Raw genomic sequence first — 8,994 nt, forward strand, 5'->3', positions numbered from 1 at the left:
CGCGAGTGAGCACACCACCCAAGGTGTCGGTGCTGATCACCGTCACCGGTGTGGATCAACCAGGTGTGACCTCGGCGCTTTTCGACGCGCTGTCGGTGCACGGCATCGACCTGCTGAACGTCGAGCAGGTAGTCATCCGGGGCCGGCTGACCCTGGGCGTGTTGCTGTGCTGTCCGCCGGACGTAGCCGAAAGCATCGTGCGGGGCGACGACGTCCAGGACGCCATCCACGGGTTGGGCCTCGACGTCAGCATCGAACGCAGCGACGCCATGCCGGTCATCCGGGAACCGTCCACGCACACGATTTTCGTGCTGGGCCGCCCGATCACGGCCGGCGCGTTCGGCGCCGTCGCCCGGGAGGTAGCCGAACGGGGCGTCAACATCGATCTGATCCGCGGCGTCTCCGACTACCCGGTGACCGGGCTGGAGCTGCGCGTCTCGGTGCCGCCGGGCGTCGACGCCGCATTGCGCACGGCCCTGAACAAGGTGTCCTCCGAGCAGGGCGTCGACGTCGCGGTCGAGGACTACAGCCTGGAGCGGCGAGCCAAGCGGCTGATCGTGTTCGACGTCGACTCCACCCTGGTCCAGGGTGAGGTCATCGAGATGCTGGCCGCCAAGGCCGGCGCCGAGGGCAAGGTCGCCGCGATCACCGAGGCCGCGATGCGCGGCGAGCTGGATTTCGCGGAATCGCTCATGCAGCGGGTGGCCACCCTGGCGGGCCTGCCCGCCACGGTCATCGACGAGGTCGCCGATCAGCTGGAGCTGATGCCCGGTGCCCGGACCACGGTGCGCACCCTGCGGCGGCTGGGCTATCACTGCGGCGTCGTGTCCGGCGGGTTCCGGCGCATCATCGAACCGCTGGCCGAGGAATTGATGCTCGATTTCGTCGCCGCCAACGAGCTGGAGGTCGTCGACGGCAAACTCACCGGCCGGGTGGTGGGCCAGATCATCGACCGGCCGGGGAAGGCCAAGGCATTGCGCGACTTCGCCCAACAGGCCGGGGTGCCGATGGCGCAGACCGTCGCCGTAGGCGACGGCGCCAACGACATCGACATGCTTTCGGCGGCCGGGCTCGGTGTGGCGTTCAACGCCAAACCGGCGTTGCGTGCGGTCGCCGACGCATCGTTGAGCAGCCCGTACCTGGACACCGTGCTGTTTCTGCTGGGCGTGACGCGCGGCGAAATCGAGGCCGCCGACGCCGTCGACGGCGAAGTGCGCCGCCCCGAGATCCCCTGAGATTCCCCCCGATTGGGTCGCTCGCGCGGCATGCGGCACGATGGTCGGGTGCCCGAAACCGGCCCCGAAACAGATGAGCCCGTGGCCGATCCCGATCTGCTGATCGACTTCCGAAACGTCTCGCTGCGTCGCGGCGGTAACGTCCTGGTCGGTCCGTTGAATTGGGCGGTTGAACTCGACGAGCGTTGGGTGATCCTCGGCCCCAACGGCGCGGGAAAGACCTCGCTGCTGCGGATCGCCGCGGCCGGCGAGCACCCGTCCAGCGGCGTCGCCTTCGTGCTCGCCGAGCGGCTGGGCCGGGTCGACGTCTCGGAGCTGCGGGCCCGAATCGGGCTCAGCTCCTCGTCGCTGGCGCAACGCATCCCCAGCGACGAGATCGTGCGCGACCTGGTGGTGTCCGCCGGCTATTCGGTGCTGGGCCGGTGGCGGGAGCGTTACGAGGACGTCGACTATCGACGCGCGCTCGACATGCTGGAGAGCCTGGGCGCCGAGCATCTGGCCGACCGCACCTACGGCACGCTGTCGGAGGGGGAGCGCAAACGGGTGCTGATCGCCCGGGCGCTGATGACCGACCCGGAACTTTTGCTGCTCGACGAACCCGCGGCGGGCCTGGATCTGGGCGGCCGCGAGGAGCTGGTCGCGCGGCTGGCCGACCTGGCCGCCGACCCCGACGCGCCGGCCCTGGTGCTGGTCACCCACCACGTCGAAGAGGTGCCGCCGGGGTTCAGCCACTGCATGCTGCTGTCGGAAGGCCAGGTGGTGGCGGCCGGACTGCTGTCCGACGTGCTGACCTCGGAGAATTTGTCGGCCGCGTTCGGGCAGCAGATCGCCCTCGAGGACATCGACGGCCGGTATTTCGCGCGGCGCGTCCGCCCCCGCGCGGCACACCGTAGGAGGGCGGAATGACCACCCCCGAACCCCTGCCCACCCGCCCGGCGGCCACCGTGATGCTGGTCCGGGACGCGCCGACCGGCTTGAACGTCTTCCTGATGCGGCGCCACTCGAAAATGGAGTTCGCCCCGGGAGTGATCGTGTTCCCCGGTGGGGGCGTCGACGACCGCGACCGCAACGCCGATATCGCGTGGGCCGGCCCGTCTCCGCACTGGTGGGCGCAGCGGTTCGGCGTCGACACCGAGCTGTCCGCGGCGCTGGTGTGCGCGGCGGCCCGGGAGACCTTCGAGGAATCCGGCGTGCTGTTCGCCGGGCCGGCCGGCCAGTCGCTGTCGGCGCCGGAGGGGATCGTCCGGGACGCCTCGGTCTACGCCGACGCCCGTCGCGCCCTGGATGACCGGACGCTGTCGTTCGCCGACTTCCTGCGGACCGAGAACCTGGTGCTGCGCTCCGACCTGCTGCGGCCCTGGGCCAATTGGGTCACCCCCGAGGCCGAGCGCACCCGCCGCTACGACACTTACTTCTTCGTGGCGGCGCTGCCCGAGGGGCAGCGCGCCGACGGACAGAACACCGAATCCGATCGATCCGGCTGGGCGTCACCGCAGGACGCCATCGCCGACTTCGAGGCTGGCCGCAACATTCTGCTGCCGCCGACGTGGACGCAGCTGGACTCGTTGGCCGGTCGCAGCGTCGCCGATGTGCTGGCCGTCGAACGCCAGATCCGGCCCGTGCAGCCTCTCCTCGAAAAGCGGGGCGACAACTGGGTTTTCGAGTTTTTCGACTCCGACCGCTACCATCAGGCGCGCAAGGCGGGCGGATCGATGGAGTGGCCGCTTTGAGCGAGTACGTCCACGTCGTCGTCAGCGACGGATCACAGGACCCTGGTTTGGCCGTCCTGCTGCTGTCGCGCCCACCCACCAACGCGCTGACCCGCCAGGCCTATCGGGAAATCGCGGCCGCGGCCGACGAGCTGGGCCGGCGTGACGACGTGGCCGCGGTGATCCTGTTCGGCGGGCACGAGATCTTTTCCGCCGGCGACGACATGCCCGAGCTGACGACGCTGACCGCCGCCGAAGCTGCCGTCGCGGAGCGGGTGCGCGCGCAGGCCGTCGAGGCCGTCGCAGCCATCCCGAAGCCCACCGTCGCCGCGGTCACCGGCTACGCCTTGGGCGCGGGCCTGACGCTGGCCTTGGCCGCCGACTGGCGGATCAGTGGCGACAACGTCAAGTTCGGGGCGACCGAGATCCTGTCCGACCGGGTGCCCGGTGACATGGCGCGCCTGACCCGTGTGGCCGGGGAGAGCAAGGCCAAGGAGCTCGTGTTCAGCGGGCGCTTCGTCGACGCCGAGGAGGCCCTGCAGCTGGGCCTCATCGACGAGATGGTGGCCCCCGACGACGTGTACGACGCCGCCGCGGCCTGGGCGCGGCGCTTCCTAGACGGGCCGCGCGAAGCGCTGGCTGCCGCCAAGGCCGGCATCAACGCCGTTTTCGATTAGCCGCCGCGCGACTCTGGCGACACGGCGAGCATCGTCAGCGCTCGGGCCCGATGCCATCATGGGCCCCATCGACGGCCGAAACTTGTCGTACCCGGCTGCGATGATGGGGTTATGTCTTCGACCGCACCGTCTCCCGTAACGGTGAACCCTGCCGACCGGCTGGAGGTGTTGTTCGAAGAGTTGGCGGAGTTGGCCGGTCAGCGAAATGCCATTGATGGGCGCATCGTGGAGATCGCTGCAGAGATCGATCGTGACCAGTTGTGCGGTGTGACGGGGGCGCGGTCGGTGGCGGCGTTGCTGGCCTGGAAGACCGGGGCATCCTCGGCCAATGCCCATACGATCGCCACAGTGGCGCGCCGGCTGACGGAATTTCCGCGCTGCGCGGCGGGCATGCGGGAGGGGTGGTTGTCGCTGGATCAGGTCGGGGTCATTGCCGCACGCGGCGGTGCGGGTTCAGATGAGCATTATGCGGCGTTGGCGTCGGTCGCCACGGTGAACCAGTTGCGTACCGCGGTCAAGCTGGAACCCCGACCCGACCCCGAACCGGCTCGGCCGCAACCGCGGGCCTCGATCACCCAGACCTCCGACGAAGAGTTCAGCTGCTGGCGGATCAAACTTCCGCACCTGGACGCAGCGAAGTTCGACGCGGCACTGGCCTCGCATCGTGAGGCGCTGATCGCCGAGTGGAAGCGCGACCACGCGGATGACGCTGACGATGTCGCGCCACCGTGGCCGGGCACGGTCGAGGCGTTTATGCGCCTGGTCGAAGCCAGCTGGGACGCCGAGGCTGGGCGCCGCCCGCACGGGCAGCACACCACCGTGGTGGTGCACGTTGACGTGGAACGGCGGGCCGCGGCGCTGCATCTGGGTCCGCTGCTCACCGACGCCGAGCGCCAGTACCTGACTTGTGATGCCACCTGCGAAGTCTGGTTCGAACGCGCCGGCGAGGTGATTGGCGCTGGGCGAGCGACCCGTACCGTCAACCGGCGGCTGCGCCGCGCACTTGAGCACCGTGACCGCACGTGCGTAGTTCCCGGCTGTGGGGCCACCCGGGGTCTGCACGCCCACCACATCCGCCACTGGCAAGACGGCGGCCCCACCGAGCTGGCCAACCTAGTACTTGTGTGCCCCTACCACCACCGGGCACACCATCGCGGCCTCATCACCATCACTGGAACCGCCGACCACCTCACTACCACCGACGAGGACGGCCGGTTGCTCAGTGCCGGATCACTAGCACGTCCACCAACTCAACCGCCGCCCGATGTCCCAGCGTGTCCCGGGCCCACCGGCGAACGCGCCCAATGGTGGTGGTACCAACCCTTTCAACCGCGGCCGTCTCCAACAACTAACTAGATTGGATGGTCGAACCGGTTGCGGCATAACGGAGTTCGTTCGCGATGCCGGCTGCGAAATGATCTCGGCCGACCCCATCGTCGAGCAGTGATGGTTCTTCCGGGTCGTTGCAAGCTCGGATTATGGGGTCTTCGTTCGCGGCGGGTATCAAAATGCTCGTACGTCCACCTTTGCGACTTGAACGCCGACGGATGTCCAGCGTTCCCGGACTCCTCGAAGTTGATCTGTTGGTGCGGAGGGCAATAAGCCGAAGGCCGCCGGCGGATTGAGTTCGTCACGGTAGTAATTGCGGTAAAACGCCATTTTGTTGGCGAACGCCGCAGCGCTGCCGACTGATCCCTTCGACGCCGACATGCACACCTACGGCTACGGGCTGCTGCATTTCCGCACGCAGCGCTGGACCGATGTGCTGCGCGTGTTCCCGGTCGAAAAGCGTTGGTATAGGCCGGAGTACGAGTTCGCCGCGACCGCGACGGCCAGCACGGCGTTGGCGTCGCTGGGGGTGTTCGAGGATGCGTTTCGGCGCGGGGAGAGGGTCGTCGGCGATGACCGGGTGCCCCAGGCCGCGACCGTGACGCTCTACACCCAAGCAATGTGCCTTCGGCATCTGGGCCGCGAGGATGAGGCCGCCCAGCTGTTTCGCCGGGTGCATTCGCGCGGCCCCAAATTCAGTCCGGCCCGCGAAGCGATGGATGACCCGACTCGGCGCCTGGTGCTTACCGACCCTGAAACGATCGAGGCGCGCACCGACCCGTGGGACCCGGCTAGCGCCCCGAGCCGACTGGAAAAGCAGACGGCTCGTGACGCCGAGAAGGCCTCGGAAGATTTGGCCGAGGGGCAAGCCGAGCTGGACGTGATGCTGGGCATGCAGACCGCCAAAAGCGAAATCAAACGCAACCGCTTCACCACCGAGGTCAACCTGGCCCGCACCAAAGTAGGGCTGCGGGTACCGGTCACGTCGCGCCACACCCTGCTGTTGGGGCCGCCGGGGACCGGAAAGACTTCTGTGGCAAGGGCTTTCACCAAGCAGTTGTGTGGTCTGAAGGTGCTGCGCAAACCGCTGGTGGTGGAGACCAGCCGCGCCAAGCTGTTGGGTCGCTACATGGCTGATGCGGGTGCGCCGGTTGGGGTAGGGCCGTGGGCACGCCGATGGCGACGGCTGAAACGATGGCGATCATGAACAGCCAGGCCAGCGGGTGGCTCATGCCCACCTGGTCGGCGTAGCCGCCGCGGGTGCCCATTTTGAGCACGATCATGGCGGCCATCGAGATGTAGGTGGTGTAGGCGAATACCAGGGCGGCGTGTTTGAAGAACATTTTGATGCGCCGCTCGGCGCGCCGGCGCGGCTGGCCGTGGATCATGGCCGGTGCGGCGACCACGATCGACAGCAGGGCGTTGGCGAAGGCCGCGCAGCACACCATGACGTAGCTATAGGTGACGTAGCAGACGAAGAAGGCGAAAACTGCGCCGAGCAGGCCGTAGCAGGTGCCCTGGGCGAGGTGGGCGCCGCTGAGGTGTTGGGCGAACGACAGTGCTTGCGGCGCACCGCAGGAGGCCATGGCGTGCGCGGGCCCGGCAAGGTCGCTGCCGTCATGGGGGGTGAGCGCGCCTCGGTTGGGTCCGGCCGTCGTGTGGAGGTCGTCGAAGGCGGTGGGGTCGCGCATTTCTTCCGGGCTGGGTTGCCGTTCACCTCATCCATGGTCGGCAACAGCACCGGAATTCTGTTGGGATTCAATAGAAACAACGCCCTCAACAGCGCAGTACTCACGAACCGTGATCATTTTTTGGTGGTGGTGGGCTCGGTGAACTGGTCCACGGTGGTCTTATGGGTGGGCGCAGCGGGGTTGAAGGCCGCCCACAGCTTGGTTTGGGCACCGCGATAGTGGCGGATGGCGATTTGGCCGGAGGCGGTGAGTTCTTCGCGTAGGCGTTTGACGCTGTAGTCCAGTGTCTTTGGTCGGACGCGTCGACAGCGATGATGAACGCGGCGTGCAGGGGCCGTTCGTCGATGTTGGCTTCAAGCTGGCGGTTGTATTCGGCGAGTTGGCGCCAGGTGGCGATGAGTTCAGCGTCGCCGTTGCGCACGTCGCGGCCTTGGGTGAATTGGTCGTCGATGTTGCCTCTGGCGCGGTCGTTGCGCACGAATTCCATTTCGCGGCTTAATGTGACGAGTGAATCGCCCTGGTTCTCGCGGAGACTCGAGCTATTGGATTGCGACCAGGGGTTGGTCGGTCCGTTGGGCATCGTAGAACGCGGCTTCGAACTCGGTGGGTGGAACGTCGTTGAGGTAGCTGTGAAGGCGACTGGTGTTGTGCCAGTAGACCCAGCCCAGGGTGGCCAGTTCGACGTCCTCGACGGTCTTCCATGGGCCGTTGCGGGCGGGGCCGTAGATCAGCTCGGCTTTGTAGTAGCCGTTCACGGTTTCGGCGAGGGCGTTATCAAAGCTGTCTCCGATCGAGCCGATCGAGGGCACCGCGCCGATTTCGGCGAGCCGTTCGCCGTAGCGAATGGACGTGAACTGCGATCCGGCGTCGGAGTGACATGTCAAGCCTTCCAACAGGCTTCCGCGTGACCATCGGGCCATCTCCAACGCGTCGAGCACCATGGTGGTGCGCATATGAGACGCCACTCGCCAGCCCACGATCATCCGGGAGTAGGCGTCGACGATGAAGCAGACATAGGCCACCCCCGACCAGGTCGGTACGAACGTCAGATCGGTGACCCACAATTGGTTGGGCGCGCTCGCGCTGAACTTCCGGTTGACCAGATCCGGGTGGCGCGCCGCGGCCGGGTCCGGTGTGGTGGTGGGCACCCGTTTACCGCGGCGCACTCCGTGGATGCCGGCCGCGCGCATCAGCCGCGCGACCTGGTCGCGGCCGACGTCGTGGCCAGCCCGACGTGCCGTTTTCCACAGCTTGCGGGCCCCGTAGACGCGGTAGTTGTCCTGCCACAGTGCTACCAGGGCCGGGCCCAGGACCGCGTCGCGTCGGGCCCGTGCTGACGGGGCACGGGTCTTGGTGTCGTAGTAGGTGCTCGGGGCCATCGACACCCCTGCGCTGCGCAGGACGGTGCAGATGGGCTCGACCCCGAACTCGGCGCGCTGGGCGTCGATGAAGTCGACTATTTCTTGTGTTGGCGGTCGAGCTCCGCCCCGAAGAAACTGGCCGCTCGCTTCAGTATTTCGTTGGCACGCTTGAGTTCTCGGTTCTCCTGTTCAAGCGCTTTGATCCGCGCTGACTCCGCAGTGGACACTCGAGGTGCGTACCCGTCGTCGATGTCAGCCTGGCGCACCCACGAACGCACCGACTCCACCCCGTACCCGAGCTGGCGGGCCACCCGCGAGACCGTGCCCTGCTCGGTGCCCAACTCGGCACGCAGAGCGCGGACCATCCGCACCGCGGCGGCCTTCTCATCCGGGCTATGCCTGCGACTGGTCGGCTTCTTCCCTGACGACGATTCCGTGGACATACCTGCATCCTCGTTTCCAAGGTCAGGAGCCTCCGGGATTTCCAGGGCGATTCAGAGGTTGACGGCGAAGTCGAAAGTGGCGCCGGTGTCGAGGTCGTCGAGGGCTTGCAGGAATTCTGCGCCGGGAAACACGATGCCGGCCTTGGGCATATCGACCACGGGCAGGATGGTCTGGTAGCTGTCGGGGTAGGCGCCTTTGGGGCTGGATATGCGCAAGGTTTACTCCACGATAGGACCGGCCGGTATCGGAAAAACAAGACTCTCTCGACGAAGCGCGAGTGATGGCGAGGGCGCTCGGTTCGCAGGTACTTGCAACGATGGGCGTCGAGTTTGAGGCAACGCTTCGGTACGCCGGTCTTAACCGTCTCCTAGCACCACTGCGCGATCAGTTCCAGCTGCCAACCGCACAACCGCGAGGCCCTCGAGGTTGCATTGGGCTATTGTCTGGGGCCCTCGTCTACTCCACTCCCGATGACCGGACCCTGTGAACTGGTCCACGGCGAACGAGAGTCGTTCATTGGTGGGTACAGGTGGCGGCGTAGCGGGCTG

Annotated in this window: 8 protein-coding genes, 2 pseudogenes and 1 other annotated feature; of the genes and pseudogenes, 8 read left to right on the forward strand and 2 right to left on the reverse strand. The window is 67.0% G+C overall.

What is annotated here, in order from left to right:
• Nucleotides 1-5 precede the first annotated feature (5 nt).
• The 8 genes and pseudogenes from serB to AWC25_RS26815 all read left to right on the forward strand — a co-directional run bounded on the left by serB (nucleotide 6) and on the right by AWC25_RS26815 (nucleotide 7,140).
• Entirely contained in the window at nucleotides 6-1,235 is a 1,230-nt protein-coding gene (gene serB / locus AWC25_RS13825; RefSeq protein ID WP_069399754.1) for a phosphoserine phosphatase SerB, read from the forward strand.
• Between the two features lie 30 nt (nucleotides 1,236-1,265).
• Nucleotides 1,266-2,141, forward strand: a complete 876-nt coding sequence (locus AWC25_RS13830; RefSeq protein ID WP_069399755.1) for an ABC transporter ATP-binding protein — start codon at nucleotides 1,266-1,268, stop codon at nucleotides 2,139-2,141.
• Nucleotides 2,138-2,965 (forward strand): NUDIX hydrolase, encoded by an 828-nt coding sequence (locus AWC25_RS13835; RefSeq protein ID WP_069399756.1) that lies wholly within the window; start codon nucleotides 2,138-2,140, stop codon nucleotides 2,963-2,965. The genes AWC25_RS13830 and AWC25_RS13835 overlap by 4 nt, the downstream gene beginning before the upstream one ends.
• Nucleotides 2,962-3,618 (forward strand): annotated as a pseudogene (locus AWC25_RS13840) (enoyl-CoA hydratase); the annotation flags it as partial. The gene AWC25_RS13835 and the pseudogene AWC25_RS13840, both read left to right, overlap by 4 nt.
• 114 nt (nucleotides 3,619-3,732) lie before the next feature.
• Nucleotides 3,733-4,977, forward strand: coding sequence for an HNH endonuclease signature motif containing protein (locus AWC25_RS13845; RefSeq protein WP_069399757.1), 1,245 nt, complete (start codon nucleotides 3,733-3,735; stop codon nucleotides 4,975-4,977).
• A 328-nt stretch (nucleotides 4,978-5,305) separates the two neighbouring features.
• A pseudogene (locus AWC25_RS13850) lies at nucleotides 5,306-6,091 on the forward strand (AAA family ATPase); the annotation flags it as partial.
• A gap of 82 nt (nucleotides 6,092-6,173) precedes the next feature.
• Nucleotides 6,174-6,860, forward strand: coding sequence for a hypothetical protein (locus AWC25_RS26810; protein ID WP_157118274.1), 687 nt, complete (start codon nucleotides 6,174-6,176; stop codon nucleotides 6,858-6,860).
• Between the two features lie 70 nt (nucleotides 6,861-6,930).
• The gene (locus AWC25_RS26815) at nucleotides 6,931-7,140 is read left to right on the forward strand and encodes a hypothetical protein (RefSeq protein ID WP_157118275.1); all 210 of its coding nucleotides are present in this window, start codon (nucleotides 6,931-6,933) and stop codon (nucleotides 7,138-7,140) included.
• A gap of 40 nt (nucleotides 7,141-7,180) precedes the next feature.
• On the opposite strand, the gene AWC25_RS13860 is transcribed toward AWC25_RS26815, so the two are convergent.
• Nucleotides 7,181-8,445, reverse strand: a protein-coding gene (locus AWC25_RS13860) for an IS3 family transposase (RefSeq protein ID WP_142278833.1) whose coding sequence is annotated in 2 segments (ribosomal slippage) — nucleotides 7,181-8,139 and nucleotides 8,139-8,445 — 1,266 coding nt in all. Because the reading frame shifts where the segments join, the coding sequence is not laid out codon by codon here.
• Nucleotides 8,012-8,143: a sequence feature (AL1L pseudoknot), on the reverse strand. Its footprint overlaps the gene before it by 132 nt.
• Nucleotides 8,446-8,496: 51 nt before the next feature.
• Nucleotides 8,497-8,661 (reverse strand): hypothetical protein, encoded by a 165-nt coding sequence (locus AWC25_RS26820; RefSeq protein ID WP_158089746.1) that lies wholly within the window; start codon nucleotides 8,659-8,661, stop codon nucleotides 8,497-8,499.
• Nucleotides 8,662-8,994: the final 333 nt, after the last annotated feature.

Source organism: Mycobacterium sherrisii (genome assembly GCF_002102355.1).
In the GTDB taxonomy this organism is placed as follows: Bacteria; Actinomycetota; Actinomycetes; order Mycobacteriales; family Mycobacteriaceae; genus Mycobacterium; species Mycobacterium sherrisii.